This window comes from Streptomyces sp. MK7 (assembly GCF_032658145.1).
GTDB lineage: Bacteria > Actinomycetota > Actinomycetes > Streptomycetales > Streptomycetaceae > Streptomyces > Streptomyces spiralis.
The window spans coordinates 86,816-109,146 of sequence record NZ_JAVACL010000021.1; the positions used below are offsets into that span (position 1 = coordinate 86,816).

Annotated in this window: 12 protein-coding genes and 1 pseudogene; 6 read left to right on the forward strand and 7 right to left on the reverse strand. The window is 72.2% G+C overall.

Annotation, left to right across the window (positions count from 1 at the left end; genetic code table 11):
• Positions 1-8: 8 nt before the first annotated feature.
• A complete protein-coding gene (locus R2S09_RS22790) occupies positions 9-9,578 on the forward strand; it encodes a hypothetical protein (protein WP_306192459.1) in 9,570 nt (3,189 codons plus the stop codon).
• Positions 9,579-9,674: 96 nt separating this feature from the next.
• Here the strand turns inward: R2S09_RS22790 and folE are convergent, their stop codons facing one another.
• The 3 genes from folE to R2S09_RS22805 form a co-directional block, all read right to left on the reverse strand.
• Positions 9,675-10,331, reverse strand: coding sequence for a GTP cyclohydrolase I FolE (gene folE / locus R2S09_RS22795; RefSeq protein ID WP_316742923.1), 657 nt, complete (start codon positions 10,329-10,331; stop codon positions 9,675-9,677).
• A 1-nt stretch (position 10,332) separates the two neighbouring features.
• Positions 10,333-10,788 (reverse strand): hypothetical protein, encoded by a 456-nt coding sequence (locus tag R2S09_RS22800; RefSeq protein ID WP_306192461.1) that lies wholly within the window; start codon positions 10,786-10,788, stop codon positions 10,333-10,335.
• A 74-nt stretch (positions 10,789-10,862) separates the two neighbouring features.
• A complete protein-coding gene (locus tag R2S09_RS22805) occupies positions 10,863-11,411 on the reverse strand; it encodes a DUF2231 domain-containing protein (protein ID WP_316742926.1) in 549 nt (182 codons plus the stop codon).
• Between the two features lie 121 nt (positions 11,412-11,532).
• Here R2S09_RS22805 and R2S09_RS22810 point away from each other — a divergent pair, with 121 nt between their 5' ends.
• The 4 genes and pseudogenes from R2S09_RS22810 (at position 11,533) to R2S09_RS22825 (ending at position 15,449) form a co-directional block, all read left to right on the forward strand.
• Entirely contained in the window at positions 11,533-12,285 is a 753-nt protein-coding gene (locus R2S09_RS22810) for a helix-turn-helix domain-containing protein (protein ID WP_316742927.1), read from the forward strand.
• Positions 12,286-13,154: 869 nt separating this feature from the next.
• A pseudogene (locus R2S09_RS22815) lies at positions 13,155-13,649 on the forward strand (GNAT family N-acetyltransferase); the annotation flags it as partial.
• 39 nt (positions 13,650-13,688) lie between these two features.
• Complete coding sequence (locus R2S09_RS22820) at positions 13,689-14,867, forward strand: DUF6531 domain-containing protein (RefSeq protein ID WP_316742969.1); 1,179 nt, start codon at positions 13,689-13,691, stop codon at positions 14,865-14,867.
• Positions 14,868-14,900: 33 nt separating this feature from the next.
• The gene (locus R2S09_RS22825) at positions 14,901-15,449 is read left to right on the forward strand and encodes an SMI1/KNR4 family protein (RefSeq protein WP_316742929.1); all 549 of its coding nucleotides are present in this window, start codon (positions 14,901-14,903) and stop codon (positions 15,447-15,449) included.
• Positions 15,450-15,495: 46 nt separating this feature from the next.
• On the opposite strand, the gene R2S09_RS22830 is transcribed toward R2S09_RS22825, so the two are convergent.
• Both R2S09_RS22830 and R2S09_RS22835 read right to left on the reverse strand, forming a co-directional pair.
• A complete protein-coding gene (locus R2S09_RS22830; protein WP_316742931.1) occupies positions 15,496-16,185 on the reverse strand; it encodes a DUF6882 domain-containing protein in 690 nt (229 codons plus the stop codon).
• Positions 16,186-16,203: 18 nt separating this feature from the next.
• Positions 16,204-17,325, reverse strand: a complete 1,122-nt coding sequence (locus tag R2S09_RS22835; RefSeq protein ID WP_316742933.1) for a Gfo/Idh/MocA family oxidoreductase — start codon at positions 17,323-17,325, stop codon at positions 16,204-16,206.
• A 490-nt stretch (positions 17,326-17,815) separates the two neighbouring features.
• Between R2S09_RS22835 and R2S09_RS22840 the strand changes: the two genes are divergently transcribed.
• A complete protein-coding gene (locus tag R2S09_RS22840) occupies positions 17,816-18,271 on the forward strand; it encodes a MarR family winged helix-turn-helix transcriptional regulator (protein ID WP_316742935.1) in 456 nt (151 codons plus the stop codon).
• A 159-nt stretch (positions 18,272-18,430) separates the two neighbouring features.
• On the opposite strand, the gene R2S09_RS22845 is transcribed toward R2S09_RS22840, so the two are convergent.
• Positions 18,431-19,762: a TRAM domain-containing protein gene (locus tag R2S09_RS22845; RefSeq protein ID WP_316742937.1), complete on the reverse strand. Its 1,332-nt coding sequence runs from the start codon at positions 19,760-19,762 to the stop codon at positions 18,431-18,433.
• Positions 19,763-19,884: 122 nt separating this feature from the next.
• On the reverse strand, positions 19,885-21,951 hold the full coding sequence (locus R2S09_RS22850; RefSeq protein ID WP_316742939.1) for an APC family permease: 2,067 nt from the start codon (positions 21,949-21,951) through the stop codon (positions 19,885-19,887).
• Positions 21,952-22,331: the final 380 nt, after the last annotated feature.

The window sequence follows — 22,331 nt, forward strand, 5'->3', positions numbered from 1 at the left end:
GGACCGCCGTGCTCGAGAACTGGTACTTCTGTTCGGCTCTGGGTCTGCCGCCGCGGGCGGCCTCCGACTACCTCGATGTCGTCACCGCCCTGCGCGAGCCCGTCGCACAGCCCCGGTCCGGCGAACTCGTCTGCGCCGCCCTGGAATGGCTGGCCGGAACGGACACTCCGCTCGCGGTGTACGCGCTGCCTCATGTGCTCAGGGCGCACCAGGTGTTCCTGGCGGAGCACGAGCGCTACGAGACGGAGGACGCCCCGGCGGAGCACCGGCGCTGCGTCTGCGTCCGGGAGCTGACCGCCCGTACGGCAGTCCTGTACCGCGGTGTCGCGGAGGTGCTGCCGCAGGAGCTGCGGCCGCTGGTCGCCGCGATACTCCAGGCCGCCGGCACCGGGGACCCGGAGGCGGTACGGCTGCTGGGCAAGGTGCTGGAGAAGCCCGACGCGGTCGCGGCCGCCGCCGACGAGCCGTCACCTCCCTACCACGACCTCCTGGACCATCTGCTGCCCTCCGTCCTGCTGACGGCCGCCCGCGCCCTGACGGGCGTGTGCCCGGACGCCCTGGGCGAGCTCCTGGACGAGTTCCCGGTGCTCCTCGACGGTGCCCTGCGCGGCAGGCACGGCAGGCTGGCGCTGCTCCAGGCGACGGAACTGGCCGCCGCCCTGCGGCCGGAGGACACCGCGGCCGTCCTCGACCGGCTGGCGCGAGCCGTGGGCGGCTCCTTCGACATGGAGCCCGATGTGCTGGCCACGGCCACCCGGGTGGTCTTCCGCACCACCGGGGAGGCCGACGACGGCGTATGGGCCCGGCTCGAGGCGGAGGCGGCCACGGGAGCCGAACTGGGCCGCTGGACGGCCCGCAGGCGACCGGCGGGCATTCCGGGTGACGACACTCCGGACGGCAGTCGCCGTGTCCTGGCCTACGCCCGGCTGGGCGGTACCGGGAACCACCGCTGGTCGCCGATGCCGGGAGTGCTCTGGCAGGCGGCCCTGCACGAGCGTGCCGCCGAACTCGACGCGGGCCGCGCCGTGCACTGGCTCGAGCGCCACTGGCAGGCGCCGAACGGGCTGCCGAACCAGCGGCGGACGCACGTGACCGTCCCGCACGGCGCGGACTACGCGCACGCGCAGCTCCATGTGGGGCGCCTGCTGAGGCTGCGCGGGCCCGGCCCCGACTGGCGCGTGCCGATCCTCTACCTGGCCGACGGCTCCGCCGAGGAGACCGATCCGGCGACGGCCGCCCAGGTGTGGTCGCCGTGGATCCTCTCGCCGCCCGGTGAGCCGAAGCAGTTCCGCGCCACCGCCGAGCAGCTGGTCCGGCTGCTCGCGGCCAGTTCCCTGGCCGTACGCCTGCTCTGCGCCACGCCTGAGCACGAAGTGCAGGGAGCCGGGCGGGTCCCGGACTTCCTGCTGCTTCTTCTGACGCACGTCCGTGACATCCTCGGCAACCGCCACCGTCTCCTCATGAGGGAGCTGACCGAGGGCCACGGGGACGCGGGCGGCGGGCAGGGCCAGGGGCAGGGGGAGGCCGGGGCGCCCAGGGGGCCCGCGGTGCTGTCGGCGCCCGTGCGCCGCCTCGGCACGTTCATGCTCCACCAGATCCAGCAGGTCGACGCCGTCGGCACCGGCAAGCGGCCCGCCGTGCACCCCGGCGAGGTGGTGCGGCTGGTGGCCCGGGTGCACGCCTGGGACGAGGAGCAGCCGAGGCCCCCCGCGCCGGTGCGCACACTGGTCAGGTCCCGGGTGGCGCTCGGGATCGCGCTCAGCTGGCTCCAGGAGGCCGCGGCGGGAGGCACCCAGCCGCACCGGACCGAGGGCAGCGGCAGGTGGTTCACCACCCCGGACGACTCGGTCGCCCCGGCGCGGGCGCTGCTCGAATTCTCCTCCGGCCTCGGTGACCAGCCGCACCGGGGCACCTCCGTCCAGGCGGCTCTGCTGTGGCGTGAGATCTACCCGGGAGAGTCGACCTACGCGCTGCGCTGGGACTGGGTGGGCGGCAGACCGGACTACGCCGACCCGAGCGCGGCGGCCGGGCTGCACTACCGCAGGCTGCTGCTGAGCGCGCCCAAGGACCCGGACCGGGACGCCTTCTCGGTCGCCGACTGGGAGGACATGGGCGAGGAGCTGGAGCGGGACATCTCCGACGAGCACGGCATCATTCCGGTGACCGTGCGGACCCTCAGGCTGGCGGCGCTGCTCCGCGAGCCGGAGCTGGGCGACGCGGAGGCGCACGAGGACTGGGTCACGGCGTGGTCGTTGCTGGTCCGGTCGCTCAACCTGCCGCAGCATCTGCCGCGTTGGGTGCGCGGCCGCATGTTCGACATGTTCGCGGCCCCGGTCTCGGGCAAGGGGTCGCACGATCGTGTGCTGCGCGTCCTGGAGCAGGTCGTGGACACGGTGATCGACCTGAGCGCCAAGGCTCCGTTCTACTACGACCGGCTGTTCGAAGTGCTGGGCAGCGGCATGCACGTGGCGCCCGCGAGCGCCAACCGCCTCCGGCAGCGGGCGCTGCGGTCCCTGTACGTCCGCTGGGGACCCTGGGGCCTGACCACCTCGACCGGCAACCCCTTCGACACCTACGGCGACCGTGTCTCGCTGCGCGGTACCGAGGCCGCCCTGGTCGGATTCCTGCGCAACACCTCCCACCGTGTGCTGGAGGCTCGTGAACTGCCGCTGGCCGCCGGCATGGACAAGCTGTGGCGGGACACCCACGCACCGGCCCTCACTCCGGCCCAGCGGGTGGAGTCCGACTCGTCGGACCTGGAGTTCTGGCTGGTCCGGGCCGGTACCGTCGACCGCCGGGCCGGGGAGACGCTCCTGTACCAGCCCGGTGTCGTGATCGACGCGCGGATGGAGGGACGCAGCCGCCTGCCGGTGCACAACCTCTTCCTGCACAACGCGCCCCGGCCGGAAGAGGGCACGTACGTGCTCGGGCTCGTCACCGCCAAGGACGCCGGCCAGCAGGGTCAGCAGCAGCGGCTGTGGATCAACTGCGGACAGCGCTTCGCCGTGCCCGCGCTGGTGTCCGAGCAGCAGGCCAAGCGCCGGCGCGTGGGCGACGCCGTGGCCGTCCTGCTCGCCAAGGACGGCGGCCGGCTGCGCGGCGACCGGGTCGTCGCGCTGGCCCGCCGGCCTGCCGAGGACGGGGAGATCCGGTCGGCGAAGCTGAAGGCGGTCGACCGCTTCCCCGGACTGGAACTGTCCGTCCACGGCGTGGACGAGGACGGCTACCCGCGAGGAACCGGTCCCGACGACATCGCGGCGCGGCGCCGCTGGGACCCCGACCTGTCCCGGGTCCACACGTCCTGCGTCGGTACCGGTCTGCCCTACGACACCCTGGCCCGCTGGGACGCGGCGCTCGGCCACTGGGTGCCGGTGGACGCCGGGGCCCCGGAACTCGCCGTGGCGCCGGGCGTCGACGAGACCGGCACGGGGCAGCGCCGCGAACGCACGACGCTGCGGCTGGTCCTCGCGGGGCCGGCGACCGACCGCTCGGGATTCGGGCCTGCCTGGCGGTTCGTCACCACACCGGGTCGCGCCTACGTCCTGGGTCCGTCCGCCTGGGACGTGGCGGACTGGCAGAAGCTGGACGAGGCCTGCTCCGCCGGACGCACCGGGCTGATCGTCCACGCCTCCTACGAACCCGGTCACGGCCGGCTCACCCTGCGCGAGCCGGCGCCCGGCCGGAGCCCGTTCGACGACCGCAACGCCCGCTGGCTGGAACTCTTCGACGTCTTCGCCGCCCAGGCGGGGGCCGGCGGGCACACCGAGGACGAGCACGACGACGACCAGGCCGACCTCCCCGTCCAGGAGCTCTACCACGAGGCGCGTCGGCACGACGCCGACGGCGAGGGCTTCTGGACCGTCGACGTCCCGGCCGTCGACGGCTTCCCCACCCGGATCAAGGTCGACCTCACCGGCCGGGTGCAGCGCAAGCGCGTGCTGTGCAGCATCGATCACTGGGGAGAGCCGCAGGCGCGGGGTCTTCTGGCCGTCGCCCGGGCGATGGACGAGTCGGGCATCAGGGAGAAGCGCCGCTCCCCCGAGACCTATGACCGGCTGGCCCGGCTGCGCGAGGGCTCGGTCGTCGAACTGGTCCGGCAGCTGACCAGGAAGCCGGGGGACACGGACTGCCTGGTGATGCTGTCGTCCGGGCTGATCGGCTGGGCGGCCACCGAGTCCCTCACGCTGACCGGCGAGTTCCCCGCCATGTCGACGACCGTGCGCCGGCGCGCGGTCGTCGTCCAGGACGGCCACGCCCCGCGTCCGCAGCCACAGCGGGACCCGGAGGCGTTCGACGACCTCCGCCAGGCGTGCACGGGCCTGAGCGACCCGGCCCGCCTGGAGCGGGCGGGCGCGCTGCCGGGTCTGGTGCTCGGCCGCATGTACAACGCCGACAACACCCTGACCATGCTGCGTGTCTGGTTCCGGCTCGACGACGAGGTCGTCGAGGCCGTCGTCCCGGCCGTGTGCTTCGACCAGGCGTCGCCCTCGGTGGGTGACCATCTGACGGCCACCCGGACACCGGCCGGCTGGGTCTTCTCGGTGCTGCGGCGCCGGCTGCGGCTGCGCGCCCTGTGGGAATGGGCGGGTGACGCCCCCGACGCCGGCTGGCACCCCGTGGGCGTGGTCTCCGACCGCGGCGAGGACTACGGCGCCGCCGTCTCCCAGCACCCCACGCTCGCCCGGCTCGCGCTGAGCCGCGCTGCGCAGGACGGCGGGCGGCGGACGGAGCCGGCCAGGGCGAGGCGCCTGCCCCGGGGCCGGATCCTGGTGGAGCGGGACGGACGCTCGCTGGTGGGCACCATGACCGGCTTCTACCTGGGTGCCGATCCGCAGCCCGTCCATGTGGACCAGGTCCTGGTGCACACCCTGTGCGTCGACGCGACCCCCGCGTCGCGAGGGCAGGGCGACCGGCCGCGCTTCACCGACGTACAGCGCCGGTTCGTGCTGTCGCCGGCCACCCTGCGCTCCCGGCCGGAGCGGAACCGGCGCACCGCGGATCCCGCGGCCGAGTGGGCCCGTTTCCTGGAGCGCCGCGACGGGACCCTGGAGGGCCCGAGGGTACGGCGACGGCTGCACCTCGACGTGCTGGCCCCCGACGTCAACGGCACCTACCAGGGGTGGCTGGAACCGGACGACGGACCGGAGACCTTCGTCGGTGGACGCGGCTACTCCGAGCACCTGGTCCGGGCCGTGCCGGTGCCGTACGGGCGGGGATACCGCTACTCGCATCTGCGGGCCGCCCCGCTGACGGTGGCCGAGTTCGTCGAGAAGGTGGCCCCACACGCCCGTACGGACGGCAGCCGCTGCCCGATCGAACGCGACCGCCGCCCCTACTACGTCGGGTTCGAGGAGACCGACGCGGGGCCGGTGCACCGCTTCGAGTGGGGGTACGGATGGTTCGCCGACGTACCGCACGCGGCCCTCACCGTCGGGGGCGCGACGGTGGACCCGGCGGCGCTGACGCTCTTCCACGGCGACCGGATCGACGCCGTCTCGATCACCGCCGCGGCCGAGGAGGAGGTGCCCGGCGGGCTCCGGGTGTCGATCGCGCTGCGGGACATCCGCAAGAGCGTCGAGTACCAGATCCACCAGGAGGCCGCGCACCAGGTGGTGCACCTGCTGGACCTGGAGATCGACCACGCCACCGGGCGGGTGGTCGTGCTCCGCGTCCACACCCGCAGCCGGGGCGTCGACCGCGACGGCGCCGACGACCATGTGGAGGGGCGCCCGGTGCGGGCCCTCCTCCACCCGGAGGACGTCGCCCGGCTGCTCGCCGCCGTCCCCCGGGACACCTCCCGGCAGCGCGTCCTCGGCCGGGCCGTGGTGGAGGAGGGACCCGCCCGCGGCCGCGTCCACCAGTTCCGCCTGGTCCCCCCGACGGCCGCGCCGGACGAACGGACCCCCGGCCTGCGCGCGGGCGACAGGCTCTACATGGAGGCCGGCCGGATCCAGCCGACGGCCAACGACTACCTGCTCCGCTTCGACCTGCCCGAGGGTGTGGCCGCGCTGAGCGACCCGGACGCGGCCCCCGACCGGGCCCCGTTCCATGTCATCGTCACCCGCCGGGACTTCTCCCACCGGGAGGGCGTCCTGCGGCGCGCCGCGGAGACCGACGGGCCGGGCGCCTACGAGGGCCAGGCCAAGATGCTGGTGGAACTCCTGCGCCCGTCGCCCGACAAGGAGAACCGCTGGCAGGGTTCCACCAAGTCCCCGCTGCCCCGCCCGCTGGACGTGCTGCGGAGCTACCTGAACAGCCGCTCGGGCGGTTGCTTCGGGGTCGTCGACCCCGCGGGCCAGTGCGTCGAGGTGCGGCCCGGCGTCGTCTTCCCCATGGCCGACCTGCACCGGGGCCCCGGCATCACACCGCGGTCTGTGGTCCGGCTGGACCTGGCGGACACCGGGCGGGTGACGGTGGTCCTGGCCATCCCGGCCGACGACGCCTATCTCACCGACCGGCCCCGCCCGGTGGTCGTCTTCCCTAAGGACAACCTGAAGACGCGGGACGACCTGCGCCGCGCCGACGAGCCGGGACGGTTCACCGTCGCCGGGCTGCCGGGGATCAGCGCCACCGCCCGCAAGGGCTTCGGCAGGGTTCTGCTGGAGACCCGTCATCCCCGGATCGCCGCCGTCCGGCGGGAGGAGCAGCAGAGGGGCGGTCCGGTGGACCGGGTGGTGCCGCTGGACCACTCGGAGGCGGGCACCGTCGCCTTCGAGCCCGGCGATGTCGTCGCCGGTGTGCGCCGCGAGCGGCTGGCTCCGGCCGGTACGGAACTGGCCACCACCCAGGCGCCGATGGCGTGGGCCCAGCTGTCGTTCATGGACGACAGCGCGCGGCGTATCGCTCAGGCCTGCGCCCGGCACGGATGGACCTACCACGACTCCCGCACCCGGGAGTGGGTGCCCGGCGAGGCCAAGCCGCGCACGCGCAGGCTTCCGGCGCGGGCCCGTTCGACCAGCGAACCGGTGTTCTTCTCCCGCAACGCCGCCGGCTGGACCCTGCGGCACGAGAGCGAGGCGCTGCAGCGGTTCGGCTTCCCGGCCACCGAGCTTCTGGAGGAGCCGGCCGGGGACATCGCCGAGGGGCGGCGCCGCTCCTGGGCCGTCGCCCACGCCGACCGGCACAGCGTCTGGCTGGAACTGGCCCCGGGCCGCGTCTCCGAGGTGCGCCGGGAGCTGGTTCGCTTCGCCGACGGCCACCCGCTGGCCGACCTCGACTGGTCGCTGTTCAGCCCCGGCGACCTGGTCTACGGCCGGGTCGAGGGAGGGGTCAACGAGTGCGGCCATCTGGTGCTGGACGACTGGCGTCCGGGGCTGCGCGGGGCGATGGCGGCACCGTTCGCACGTCGTATGCTGCTGCCGGTCGCCCTGCGGGACGAGGAGGCCGGCGCGCTCTACCTGGGTGAGGGGCGCGGCACCGTGCCCTACCCCGCGGACCAGACCGTGCTGGAGGCCCACCCGGTCGGAAGCGCCGTATGGCTGGACCGGGCCAACCGGCTGAGCGTCGCCGAACCGGGCAGCGTCGCGGAGAACGACGTGGTCTTCCTGGCCCTGGACCGGGAGCAGGGCCTGCGGATCTGCGGGCTGCCGAGGGCACGGGTCGAACTGGCCGCCGAGAGCGAGACCGATGCCTGGTTCGGCTGCGGCTGGCTGCGCGCCGAACTGCTGCGTGCCCGGCGGGGCGAGGCCGGCCTGCTGAACCAGCTGGACGTCCTGCCCGTCACCGTCGAGCAGGTCACCGCCGGGCCGGAGACCGTGGTGACGGTCTCCCGCCGGGCACAGCCCCGGAGCATCTGGCCCCATGGGACGGTGCTGGCCCAGCCGGTGGCCGACCTGGGCCGCGGAAACGTGGCGGTACGTTCGGGAAGCGCGCTGTTCCGCGTGCACATCCGGCAGCTCGTGCCCGGCCTGCCCGAGCACGGCACCCAGATCCAGGCGGCGTCCCGGGCGCTGGCCGCCACCCAGGAGTACGTCAGGCTGCACTGGAGCAAGGCCGAGAAGCTGCTGTCGTGCGGGATCCCGGGCAGGCGCGGGGCCGGCGCGGCCGACGGAGCCGACAGGGCCGAGGGCGGCGGCGAGGAGATCGCCGTACGGGTCTGGCTGCGGGTCAACGACGAGGAGGACCACACCTTGGGCGTGGTCTGCCGTGACGTCCGTACGCAGCGCCCGTACTGGCTGCCCGTCGGGGAGGCGGCGTGGACCGGCGGTCTGCGCGGTTCGACGCTCTTCGACCATCTGCGGGGCATCCGCCGGCTCACCGTGCTGCGGGACGGCCCCGGAACCGTGAGTCTCAGCCGGCTTCCGCTGGTGGAGCGCGAGTTCCACAACCTCGCGCCGGGGCGTCTGCTGCCGGTGCGGGTGGTCGCCAGGTCCCTGAAGGTGACGTCCGCGAAGGAAGCGTCCACGAAGGCGGCGTCCACGAAGGACGCGTCCGCCGGGGAGGCCGCGGCCTGCCTGGTGTCCGTGGAACCGCTCGGCGTGCTCGCCGCCTACTCCGCCGTGGACGTCACGACGGAACTGGCCGAGGAGTCCCTCGTGGCCGAGGTGGCGCGGGTGCGGCAGGACAGGCGGGGAGGACGGTTCGTGACCCTGGTCAAGCCGGGCAGCCGGCTCACCGTCCCGGACCTTCCCCGATGGATGTCCGACGCCCTGGTCAAGCTCCGGCTGCCGGACTTCCGCCAGGTCCCGCGGCCCGTGGACGGCCTTGTCCCGGCCCGGTTCGCGGCGTACTGGCGGAGCCACGAAGAGGGCCTCTCCGGCAAGCTGACGGACGAGGCGGCGGAGTCCCCGGCATGCCGGGTCATGCGCGCCCGGGGACTGCTCCACTCGGCCGACGGCCCCGACCGGGCCGACGTCCAGAGCTTCGCGCTGCGCGCGGTGACGGACTGGCTCCACCGCGCCGAGGGCCAAGCGGTCCTGCACCACGACAGGACGAGCGTCGACCTGGCCCCCGCGCTCGCCGTGTGCGCCATCGGCGCGCTGGCGGCCAAGAAGTCCTGGCCGGGGCGTCCGCCGCTGCCCGACGACTGGCCCGTCTTCCTGCTCCAGAAGATCGGGCTGCGGGCTCTCGGCTCGCTGCACACCGAGGCGCTGGTCACCCAGTGGCTGACGCGGCCGGATCGCCAGCTGGAGTCCGGTGGGTTGTGGCGGCGGCTGCGGTCCGTCGAGCTCGGGCCCGAACTGACCGACGCACAGATGGAATCGCTGGAGAGGTTCGCGCAGGCGCTGACCGCGCTGGCCGCCGCGGGCGACGAACACGCGGCCGCCCCGGTGGCGCGGGGCCTGATCGCGGCGTGCGGAGGTCTGCCGGACGCCGGCCTCCTCCTCAAGGACGCCGTCATCCTGCGCCCGTTGGCCGATCTCGGCCGGAGCCTGCGTCCCGCCGCGGACGCGGCCGCTTCCCAGCACTTCCTGCTGGACCGGCAGACCGCCATCCTGAACTCGGCCCTGACACAGGTCACCAGGGACAAGGTGCCCCTGACCCTGCTCCCTCCGCTGGAGCCGGCAACCACGAGAAGCCGAAAGTACGCCCTGGCCATGCACTCGATCCTCCGCACCCACTCCGGCCCCGCGGACTGAGGAGGCCGCCACGGAACGAGGGGCCGTTCCCGCACGGCGGCTCCACCGCCCCCGTACGCGAGCGCGATCGCGATGGGGTCGGTGGAGCCGCCGTGGTCAGGAGACTGCTCCGGTCAGGCCGAGGAATTCGCTGCGGGAGCGGGCGTCGGAGCGCAGCAGGCCGAGGAGGGTGGAGGTCATGGTGCTGGACCCGGTGGCCCGGACACCGCGCAGGGTCATGCAGCAGTGTTCCGCCTCGATGACCACGCCGACGCCCTTGGGCTCCAGATGTGTCTGCAGCCAGTCGGCGACCTGCTTGGTCAGGCGTTCCTGGACCTGCGGGCGGCAGGCGAAGTGCTCGACGACACGCGCCAGTTTGGACAGGCCCAGGATGCGAGCTCCTGGCAGATAGCCGACGTGCGCCGTGCCCACGAAGGGCAGCAGGTGGTGCTCGCACACCGACCGGACCGGTATGCGGCGGGCCAGGACGAGTTCGTCGTATCCCTCGTCGTTGGGGAAGGTGGTCAGGTCGAAGGGGCGCGGGGTGAAGAGTTCCGCGTAGGCGCGGGCCATCCGGCCCGGTGTGCCGCGCAGGCTCTCCGAGGCGGTGGAGATCCCGAGCGCGGCGAGGAACTGGCCGGCCGCGGCTTCCGCGGCTGCCAGGTCGATCCCCTCGGACTCGTGGACGACCCGCAGGGCCGGTCGCGCGGGTGTCGCGGCTGCCTGGTCGAGCGGGTCTGTCAGGGCGGTGATGCGGTTGGGGTGCTCGGTCATGTCAGCTGCCCCCGACGCCCAGGGCGGTGAGCAGCACCAGGACGAGGGTGGCCACGGCGAGCAGACCGTGGGCGAGCACGACCGGTACCGGGAAGTGCCGTTCGGCTGGGACGGTTCCTTCGTCTCCCGGCCCCGCGGCGGCCGCTGCCGCGCCGGCCGTGGCACGGTCGCGGTGGACGGGGATCCAGCGGGCCAGCATCACGAACCCCAGCAGCGCGACCGGCAGCAGCAGGCCGAACGAGGTCCAGGCGAGCGCACTCTTGTCCGCCACGATGTAGATGATCCACACGACCAGTCCGATGGCGGCCAGGGCGAAGTGGCCGAAGACGACGGGTGCGGGCAGCCGGCTGGTGCCGGTCTGCTGCTGGCGGATTCCGCCGCGTTGGATCCAGGTGCCGAGCATGTAGAAACCGCCGAGAGCGGTGATCACCCAGGTGATCAGGGCGGCGACGTCCATGGGGAACTCCCGAGGGGGACGGTGGTGGAGGCAGCCGGAGGACACCGGCCGTCATGGTGGGCGTGGGGGCCGGGTCACGCGGCGGAGCGGGTGCCGCTCCGGCTGTGGCCGGGTGTGTATCCCTCGGCCTGGGTGTTCTCGTCGGCGACGCGTACGCCGTAGCGGTAGGCGAGCTTGCCGCCCAGGAATCCCGAGACCGCGAGGGCCACGATGCTCAGTGCCGACAGGACGAGCCTGCCGATGCCCACACTTCCGCCGCCGGCGTGGTCGCCATGGCGCCACAGGAAGTTGACGACGTAGGCGGCGGTCACCAGCAGGTTGAGCGTCATGTGGACCAAGGCGGTGCGAAAGGCCGGGGTGCCGGCCGGAAGCGCGAACAGGTCCAGGAATCCGACCATGGCCGCGAGCAGGGCACCGATCACGCCGACCGCGATCAGCCACGTGGAGGACTGGGTCAGGAAGCCCGGCTGATGCACGACGTGGGATGCGATGTCGAACACCAGGCTGGTCACCCAGGCACCGATCGGCACGGTCACCAGGATCGGGTGGAACGGGTGGCCGTACGGACCGGCGAGCGAGGCGCTGACCGGGCGCTTCGCCTGAAGCTGTGACTCACTGGCCATCGGAACCCCCCACTAGTTTCACCAATAAATCTTGGTCTTATTCAGGAGATCCGTCAAGACATGCAGGACAGCAAGCCAGAAGAACACTTGCGCCCGCCCGGATGGGAGTTACCGTGGTCCTGTGGCTTCTGATCCGACTGAGCGGGCCGACACGGCCGACAGCGCCATCGACTCCGTCAGCGTCCTGAGCGAGGACTCTCGCCGGCGCATGTTCACCTTCATCCGCCGCGCCCGCCGCGCCGTCACCCGCGACGAGGCCGCCGCCAGCGTCGGCATCTCCCGCAAGCTCGCGGCCTTCCACCTCGACAAGCTCGTGGACGCCGGCCTGCTGCGCGCCCGCTACGAACCACCGGGCGGGATCCGCAAGGTCGGCAGGCAGCCCAAGGTGTACGAGCCCACCGGCGCCCAGATCACCGTGAGCATCCCCGACCGGCGCCACGAGCTCCTGGCCGACCTGCTCCTGGACGCCGTGCTCACCGAGAGCCCCGACGAGAACGCCACGCAGGCGGCCATGCGGACCGCCGAGGACCGTGGCCTGCGGTTGGGCGAGGCGGCCCGGGACGAGACCCGTCCGGGCCGCCTGGGCCCGGAGCGCGGCCTGACCGTCTGCGAGCGGCTACTGGACCAGTACGGCTACGAACCCGTCCGGGAGACCCCGACCCAGCTCCGGCTCCGCAACTGCCCCTTCCACCCGCTGGCCGCGAAGGCCCCGGAGTTGGTGTGCGGCATGAACCACGCCTTCCTCTCCGGCTACCTCCACGGCCTGGAGGTCAACGGAGTCCAGGCCGTCCTGGCACCCGAGCCCGGCGAGTGCTGCGTGCGCCTGGGCCCGAGCGACCCCGACCGTGATGGCGAGACGGCACAGGACCGCTGACCACCTGACGAGAAGCCGCAGGTCGGATTGCGTTCCGAGCCCTGGAACCCCATGGGATCCCGGTGGGGAGTCGCCGTCGGGTCGCTCGACCACACCAGGCGCAGCTCCACGGACCCCGACGGGGCCGCCTCCTCGATCAGATGCGCCGCCCAAGCGTTCCAGTACACATACGTCCTGTTCTCGGGCAACCGGAACGCAGGGACATCCACCGGCACCCGGTCCCCGCGGAACACCGCCTGCCGGATCTTCCCGGTCAGCTCGGGCGCGGAGGACCGGGCCTCGTCCAGGCAGTCGGCGACGGTCGAGGGGACATAGGCCGTGTACGTACCGGCGGGCAGCCCGGGAACGTTCACCGGAATGAAGTGCCCGGTGCCTGCGAACCGGTCGCGCACGGCCTTCAAGAGAGTGGCGCCCAGGAGCGCGCCCTTGAAGTCGTCGTGGAAGCGCGGCACGAGGCGGTACACCTCGAGGGGGGTGGTCATCGGGTCAGTCATGGTGCCGTCCGACACGCCGTCGAATCGGGAGCGCCGTTCCCCCATCACTCCGGCGGCAGTTCACCGAGTACACCAACGCGAACAGAGACGCCGGTGGGGGAACATCAGTTCCTGACGCGACGTGGACGGCGGGGAAGCACGCGCGAGCCCTGGACCGACTCCTCGGCCTCCGGCCCCCGTGCACCAGCCAGGTAACCTCCCCCGACAGGCATCGAGGTGCGCAAGCGCCAGTGCCCCCCGGGGGTTCGTCAGGTGACGGCACAGGTCTGCTCCGCCCGTACACAATGATCGAAGGCGGCGAGGCCGGGCCCCGGCCGGGTCGAGTGCCCGCGTTGCCCGACAGCCGCGCCCACCAGGTGAAGGAAGAGCACGATGATGAAGGAGGACGAATCGGCACTCGACGACCCGGTGGGCCAGTCACTCCGCGGTCGGCACGCGCATCTCGCCCGGCGGCTCGGCCGGGCCGCCACCTATCTCACGGACGTGGCGACCTTCTCCGCCGTCCCCACCGACCCGGGCGCGGAGGACTGGGCCGGCCTGACCGCGTTGCTCGGTCCGGGCGCCTTCGCCGACATGTTCAGCTGCCCGGCCGTTCCGCCGCCGAGCTGGGAGCCGGTCTTCCGCCTCGAAGGCCGTCAGATGGTCTGGCCCGGCGGTGGCGTGCCCGACCGTACTCGCGCCACGCCCGACACCGGCGTCGTCGAATTGGGCAGCGAAAGCGTGCCCGAGATGCTCGACCTCGTCGCGCGCACCGAGCCGGGGCTGTTCTGGCCGCGCACCCGTGAACTCGGCACCTACCTCGGCGTTCGCGTCGACGGTGCCCTGGTGGCGATGGCGGGGGAACGCCTCAGGCCCCCGGGCTGGACCGAGAAGGTCGCCAAGCATCTCGCCGAGACCGTCCCGGACCGCGTGAAGGCCACCTGCCGTCTGCACAAGGGCAAGGACATCGACACCGGCCGCCGGGCCGACAGTGTCCACGTCAACTCCAGCAAGTCGGGCGACGGTTCAGGCGGCCACCACGGCGCCCGTGCGTCCGGCCGCAAGCCCGACCCCGGCCTGAAGATCGACTCTGCCGACCTGTCCGGACAAGGTCGCGAGCTGAACACCAAGCAGCTGTGCGGCGACCCGATCGACATGGCCAGCGGCCAGATGGTGCTTGCCCAGACGGACGTGGCGTTGCCGGGTGTCCTGCCCCTGATCCTGCGCCGTACCCACCTCTCCGGCTACGCAGCAGGCCGCTTCTTCGGCCCGTCCTGGGCCTCCACCCTCGACGAACGGATCCAGCAGGACGACGCTCTGGGCGGATACTGGTGGCACCGGGAGGACGGGTCCGCGCTCGCCTATCCGCGTATGCCCGACCTGCCCGGCGACCGGCTGGAGCCCGCCGAGGGCATCCGCCTCCCGCTGACGTATGTGAGCCGCGACGGCAGTTACGTTCTGACGGTGCAGGACCCGTGCTCAGGACTCACGCGCCAGTTCGAAGCCGGTACTGCGCAGTGCGGACCGTGGTGGCTGGTCGGCATCGAGGACCGCAACGGCAACCACATCCGCGTCGAACGCGACGAGGACGGTGTGCCGCTCACCGTCACCCACAGCGGTGGTTACCGCATACGCGTCGACCGCGACGACCGGCAGCGCGTCACCGCGCTGCGGGCCCTCACCGACGACGACCCGGTACGCCTGCGCGCCTTCGGCTACGACGCCGAGACCGGGAACCTGGGCGAAGTCCGCAACGCGGTCGACGCGCCCACGCGGTTCACCTACGACGGCGCCCAGCGCGTGACGGGATGGCGGGACTCCAACGACACCGAGTTCACCTACGTCTACGACGCCGGCGGACGCGCGATCGAGACCCGCGGGACCGACGGCATCCTCAACTCCCGCCTGACCTACGGCGAGCGCCAGGACGACGGCACCTGCACCACCACGTACACCGATTCACTCGGCAACACCGCGATCTACCGCGCCAACCGGCACGGCCAGATCGTCGCGATCACCGATCCGCTCGGGCACACCGTCACCCAGACCTGGGACCGCCACGACCACCTGCTCTCCCGCACCGATCCGCTGGGCCGTACCACCCGCTGACGCCTATGACGCCCCCAAGGAGGCAAGCGCCTCATGCACCCCGCTGTGGCCAGGCTCATCGAGATCGTTCCGCCGGGCGGTCCCCGGCGGACCCGTGACTGGAACGCTGTCGAACAGACGCTCGGCACGCCGTTGCCGGAGGACTACAAGGAACTGATCGAGGTCTACGGAGGCGGCGTCTTCGACGAGACGGTATGGCTGTTCGACCCGGAGTGCCCTGACGAGGACTACAACCTCGTGGCCCAGTCCGTGGAGCGGGAGAAGGTGCTCGCCCGGCTGTGGCAGACCGAGCCGAAGCCGGCGGAACTCGACCGGCCGGGTACGCGGGTCCTGCCCTGGGCCTACATCGAGGACAGCGGAGCCATGCTCTACTGGCTCGCCGGACCGGGGCAGAGCCCGGACGAGTGGACCGTGCTGTTCAACGAGGGGCGCGGTCCCGAGTGGGAGCACCACTCCACCCGGTGCGCCTCCTTTCTCCTGGCCGTCCTGACGGGAGAGTCCCAGAGCTCGTACTTCCCCGACCTGCCCGCCGACAGCCATCAGTTCGACTCCAACGACGAAATCCTCGGCGAGGAGGACTGAGGGACCCCGGCGGGCGGGTCCCGGCGGCCGGGGTGTGGCCCCCGGCTCAAGGGACGATCCCGGCCTCCACTCCCGCGATCCGCCCGGCCGCGTCGAAGGTGACCTCGACCGCCCCGCCGCCGGGCAGCTCGGCGACGATCCGGTCACCCTCCGTACGGTGCGGGACGCCGTGGTGGTCGGAGTACCCGCTGACGACGTGCTGGGCCGAATGCCCGATCAGCTGCGCGCCGGTGAGCAGCGTCCGCGGCAGGGCGACCGCGTCCAGGCCGGCGCGCGGCACCTGTAGGTCGTCGGGCAGGAAGTACACCTGAGTGGCCGGTCCCGCCGGGGCGCCGATGTATCCGGGTGCCCCGGCCACCCCCATGCCGGTGAAGGCGAGCGTCTCGGCGGCCCGGCGCGGATCGGGGAAACCGGACAGGTCCAGGACCTCCTCGGTCAGTTCGGCGATACCGCGCGCCCGCCCGTACCGCTCGACGGTGGCGGCCAGGGAGACCACCTCCGTGCCCCGCAGCCCCGGGTTCGCCCAGCCCCACATCCAGGACTCCTCCGAGGTGTCGTACGTCCCCAGCACACCCACGCGCAGTTCCAGGTCTCCCTGCCGGTATCGGCAGGCCTCCAGGTCGGCGGTCCAGGGCCCCTCGGGCAGAAACGCGGTCAGAGTCTCCAATTGGACGGCACCCCATGCGGCATGCCGCTCGGCCTCGCGGAGAAAGGAATCGCTGAATTCACTCGCCATGACCCAACTCTATGAGCTTCACGCTGCCGTGATGACGGACGCGATGCTGCGGTGCCGCGCGACGCCGTGTGCGAAATCGGGGACGCGTGACGTGCCCTCCCGCAGGTCGTCCAGAAACTGCCGGTAGGCGTGGGCAACTGCGTAGGCCGGCGCGTCGGCCCGGGGTTCCAGTCGCGGGACGCGAACATACGATGCCGGCACCGTCATGGGAGCGAGTGCGGTGGACGTTCCGCGGGCGCCCTCCAGGGTGAGCGGGCTGAGCTGTGGGTGGCCGACGGGGGCGGTGAGGACGAGGTCGCCCTCGGTGCCGTTGATCTCCCAGCGGAAGTTGGTTCCGCGGGACACGCCTCCGCGGTAGTGGAAGGCGGCCACCGCTCCGCCCGGCAGCCGTCCGGAGGCCACCACCTGGTCCGCGGCGGTCATCGGCACGGGCTGTCCGCTCTCGGTGTCCACGGCCGACGTACGCCGCGACACCAGTTGGATCCGCAGTTCCTCGGGCTCTCCCAGGACCGACGCGAGTCCGTCGAGAGCGTGGCTGAAGGGAATGGTCAGCAGTGTCGCGCCGTTCGCGGCGTCGAGCACATAGTGGTCGCCGGGGCCAACGGTGGCACCCCAGGCGCCGCCGGAGCCGACGACCGTCGTGGACAGCACCTCCCCCACGTAGCCGTCGGCCACGAGATCCCGTGCGTAGGCGAGGGCCGGGTGCGACCGCGCCTGGAGTCCGACGACGGTCGGCACGGCGCGACCGCGCGCCGACCGCGCCATGTCCTCGGCCTCCGCGAGCCCGTTGCCCAGCGGCCACTCGCACAGCACGCTCTTGCCGGCGCTCAGCGCCGTCCGCACCAGGTCCCGGTGGTGCGGCACCTTCACCGCCACGACCACCAGGTCCACTTCGTCGCAGGCCACCAGTTCGGCAGCCGTCCCGAACGTACGGGACACACCATGCTTCTGTCCGGAGCGCTCCGCCGACTGTTTGGAACTCGCGGTAAGGGCCCTCAGCTCATAACCCGGTACGGCGCGCAGGGCGGGCAGATGAGAGCGCTCGGCCCAACCGCCGTGCGCCCCAAGTCCTATGATCCCGACTCCGATCAGCTTCTCGGACCGGGCCAGCTCGACAAGCCGTGACTCGGACGTGTTCATGATGCGTCACCTGTCCTTTGTGTGAACGGCACGGACGTCACTCGCGGTGGCCATGGAGCAGATACGGAAGTGACCCTTCACCCGCAGCCCCCGCACCCACCGGGCGTGGCCCGACCGTCGGCCGCCAAGTCCACGTGCGGGCAGACGGCTTCGGGCCGCGCTCGCGGCCCTGGGCGATGACCCAGGTGGTGGCGAGCTGCGCGACGCTGATGCGGGGTGCGCCGGCGAGCGGTCGCAGCCGGTCGACCAGAGTGAGGTCGCGTGGATCGTGGCGATGGCATCGGCCTCGTCGGCGGGGAAGGTGTGGTCGGGCATAGCGGCACAGCCCAATGCGAGAGGAGCGACATTCGGGCCGCCGGTTCCTAAGGGTCGGGTTCGCATGGATCCTTCTGCGGAATGGAAGTGGCGAGCGCAGCCGTCGGACGGGCCGATGAAGCGGCAGCCACCCTGCTAACGTTGACATTTCAACACTAAAAAGGGGTGGGTTGATATGTCAACATCGGACGCCGGGGCTCTCGAGCCGGACGAGGCCATGAGCGAGGCCGCACTGGATCCCGTGGGCTTCTGGTCCGCCTTCAAGCGCGCCCACGAGATCGTCCGAACCCGCGTGATCGCGGACGCCGCCGAGGCAGCGGGCCTCTCCGAACCGGACCTGACGATCCTCGCCGGCCTGAACAAGGCAGGAGGGTCCCTGCGACAGAGCGAGCTCGCCGCGTCGCTCGGCTGGGACCGCACCCGCGTCTCCCACCAGCTCACCCGCATGAGCAAGCGTCAGCTCGTCACCCGCGAACGCACCGGCGGTGTCATCGTCACCCTCACCGACACCGGACGCCAGGCCATCACCGCCGTGTACCCCGGCCTTGACGCCGCGGTACGCCGCCACTTCACCGACAAGCTCTCCTCGCAGGAGATCGAAACACTGAGCTCTGTCCTCCGCCGGCTGTAGCCGCCGGACCACGAAGCCGACAGGCCGCACGGGCGCGATCACCGGCCCCCGGCCAGATGGTCCTGCCTCCTCCGCTCGACTTGGTGCACGTCAGCTCGTCCCGCCGATCAGAGGACCCGACTGTCCGCGTCGCCGCCTGCGCAACCCAGAAACCGCAGGTCAGCGACCCTTTTCGACCGGCTCCAGAATCGCCACGCACTCCACGTGATGCGTCATCGGAAACAGGTCGAACACCCGGAGCGTCCGTACCCGGTAGCCGTGCTCGCGGAAGTACGCCAGGTCGCGGGCCAGGGCGGCCGGGTCGCAGGCGACGTAGGCGATGCGGCGGGCGCCGAGGGAGGAGAGGTGGGAGACGGTGTCGCGGCCCGCGCCGGAGCGGGGCGGGTCCAGGACGATCAGGTCGGCCTCGGTGATGCCGGTGCGGGGCAGAACGGACTCGACCTTGCCCTGTTCGATGCGGACGCGGGGGAAGTCGGCGAGGTTGTGCCGGGCGTCCTCCACCGCGCGCTTGCCGGACTCGATGCCGAGGACCGCACCCTTGTCGCCGAGGCGGTCGGCCAACGCACCCGCGAAGAGGCCGACACCGCAGTAGAGGTCCAGGGCCGTCTCGCCCTTGCGGGGCAGCAGGCCCTGCATGACCGCCGTCACGAGGGTGTCCGCCGCCTTGGGGTGGACCTGCCAGAAACCGCCGCCGCCCACGCGGTGGGTGCGGCCGTCGGCGCGCTCGCGGACGAAGGGGCGGCCGTGCACGCGGTGGACGCCGCCGGACTTCTCGTCGACGCGGAGGACGGAGACCGGCTTGTCCAGTTCCACCAGGGGGAGGCGGGCGCCCGGACGCGGGGTCAGGATCACCTGGCGGTCCTGCGAGCCGGTCGCGGCGATCGCCTCGACGGTCTCCATGCCCGTCCAGTCACGCCGCTCGATGCCGAGTTCGCTGACGCCCTGCGCCGCGATCATGCAGTGCTCGATCGGCTCGACCTCGTGCGAGCGATGGCGGCGCAGACCGGCCTTGCCGGTGGCCGGGTCGACCGCGTACTGCACACGGGTCCGCCACTGCGGGACCTGCCCGGCGGGCAGCTTGTCGCCCTCGGCGGGCATCACCGTGCCGTCCCAGCCGGCCTCCTCGGGCGTGAGGCCCGCGAGGCGCTTGAGCTGTTCGGCGACGACCTCGCCCTTCAGACGGCGCTGGGCACCCGGCTTGGCGTGCTGCCAGTCGCAGCCGCCGCAGCGGCCGGGGCCGGCGTAGGGGCAGGGGGCCTCGATGCGGTCCTTGGACGGCTCCAGGATCCGTACGGCGTCGGCGCGCAGGAAGCGGGCGCCCTCCTCGCCCTCGGTCACGCGTGCCACGACCCGCTCGCCGGGCAGCGTGTGCCGGACGAACAGCACCTGGCCCTCGGAGGTCCGGGCGATGCAGTGACCGCCGTGGGCGACGGGGCCGATCTCGACCTCGTACTCCTCCCCCACCAGCGACTTCTTCGGTTCTGCGGGCATGGCGGGGTGACTCCAGATCGGGATCGCGGACGGGGGCGGCCCCGCGTGGGGGCCCGACAACAGCCCACCAGTCTACGGCCTCGCCACCCCGCCTCGTTCCGCCTCGTCCCGCCTCGGCCGCCTCAGTCCTTGCCCGGAGAGGCCGAAGGCGCGGACGGCTCGTTGGGCCGCTCCACGGCCGGTCCACGCCGGACCGCACCCGGGGCGTTCCACTCCTGCCGCTTGCGGGCCCGGTCCCGGGCGGCCTCGGAGGACACCAGCTGGTAGGGCACCGAGGTCACCATGACGCCCGGGGTGAACAGCAGCCGGCCCTTCAGGCGCAGGGCGCTCTGGTTGTGCAGCAGGTGCTCGTACCAGTGGCCGACGACGTACTCAGGGATGATCACCGAGACCGCGTCGCGCGGGGACTGGCTGCGCAGGCTCTTGACGTACTCGATGACCGGCCGCGTGACCTCGCGGTACGGGGAGTCGAGCACCTTCAGCGGTACGTCGATGCCGCGCCGCTCCCACTCCTCGCGCAGCGCCTTGGTCTCCGCCGGGTCGACGTTGACGGTGAGCGCCTCCAGGGTGTCCGAGCGCATCAGCTTGGCGTACGCCAGCGCCCTCAGGGTGGGGCGGTGGATCTTGGAGATCAGGACGACGGAGTGGACGCGGGAGGGGCGGACACTGTCGTCGCTCGGGCCCTCAGGGGCGGCGATCTCCTCGGAGACGCGGTCGTAGTGCTTGCGGATCGCCGTCATCGTCGCGAAGAAGATGCACATGCCGAGCAGGGCCACCCAGGCGCCGTGGGTGAACTTGGTGAGGAGCACCACGACCAGCACCAGGCCGGTGAGGCAGGCGCCGAAGGCGTTGATGGCCCGCGAGCGGATCATGTGGCGCCGCTTGGCCGGGTCCTTCTCGGTGGCCAGGTGGCGGTTCCAGTGCCGGACCATGCCGGTCTGGCTGAGCGTGAAGGACACGAACACGCCGACGATGTACAGCTGGATCAGCCGGGTGGAGTCGGCGCCGTAGAGGACCGTGAGCAGGGTCGCGGCGCCCGCGAGCAGCACGATGCCGTTGGAGAACGCGAGGCGGTCGCCGCGGGTGTGCAGCTGGCGGGGCAGGTAGCGGTCCTGGGCGAGGATCGAGCCGAGGAGGGGGAAGCCGTTGTACGCCGTGTTCGCGGCGAGGAACAGCACCAGGGCGGTGGCGGCGGCCAGGACGACGAACAGGAAGCTGCCCTTGCCGAACACGGCCTCGGCGACCTGGGAGATCACCGGGTTCTGGACGTATCCGGAGCCGACCGGGACGCCGTTGTGGAGCAGGTCGGTGGCCGGGCTCTCGGCCATGCGGACCTTCGTCGACACGGCGAGGGCGATGATGCCGCAGAACATCGTCACGGCCAGCAGGCCCATCATCGCCAGCGTGGTCGCCGCGTTCCTGGACTTGGGCTTGCGGAAGGCCGGAACGCCGTTGGAGATCGCCTCGACACCGGTGAGCGCGGCACAGCCGGAGGAGAAGGCGCGCAGGAGCAGGAAGACCAGCGCGAATCCCGCGAGCCCCTGGTGCTCGGCCTTGATGTGGTAGTCCGCCGTCGGCGCCCGCATGGTGTCGCCGAGGATCAGGCCGCGGAACACACCCCACAGGATCATGACGAAGACGCCGGCGACGAAGACGTACGTCGGGATCGCGAACAGCGTGCCCGACTCCTTCACACCGCGCAGGTTCATCAGCGTCAGCAGCACGATCACGATGACCGCGCAGAGCACCTTGTGCTCGACGACGAACGGGACCGCGGAGCCGAGGTTCTCGATGCCGGACGAGATCGAGACGGCCACGGTCATCACGTAGTCGACGAGCAGCGCACTGGCCACCGTCAGGCCCGCCTTGGCGCCGAGGTTGGTGGTCGCCACCTCGTAGTCGCCGCCGCCGCTGGGATAGGCGTGCACATTCTGCCGGTAGGAGGCCACCACCGTGAACATCAGCACGACCACCGCGACCGCGATCCACGGGCTGAAGTGGTACGCCGACACGCCCGCGATGGACAGGACCAGCAGCACCTCCCCGGGCGCGTACGCCACGGAGGACAGCGGGTCGGAGGCGAAGACGGGGAGTGCGATGCGCTTCGGCAGAAGGGTCTCCCCGAGCCGGTCGCTGCGCAGAGCGCGCCCGATCAGAATCCGTTTGGGCACGTCGGTCAGTTTGGACACAACAGAGGATCGTAAGGCTTCGAACAGGAGGCCGCCCACCTGCCACCCGAGATCTGCCTCACGAGTGAAATCGGGGACCCCGCCCGCTACGGATTCCGCAGGTGAGGGCGTGGCCGTGCCTAGATGGCGGAACTTGACTGAACTCTGCCCATTCCGGCCCGTTCGACCGTCTGCCGCCCGACTCATCGGAGGTCCCATGCCCCCGACCGCGGAGCTGATCGGCGTCGCCGCGACGCTGCTCGGCCTCGGATTCCTCACCCTGTGCAGCGTGCGCAGCATCACTCGGCGCCCGCCCACCGAAGCGGAACAGGTCCCTCGGCCGGTGCCGGAGGCGCCGCGGTCGCCGCGATCCGTCCGGGATGGGGCAGGGGGGTGCCGGG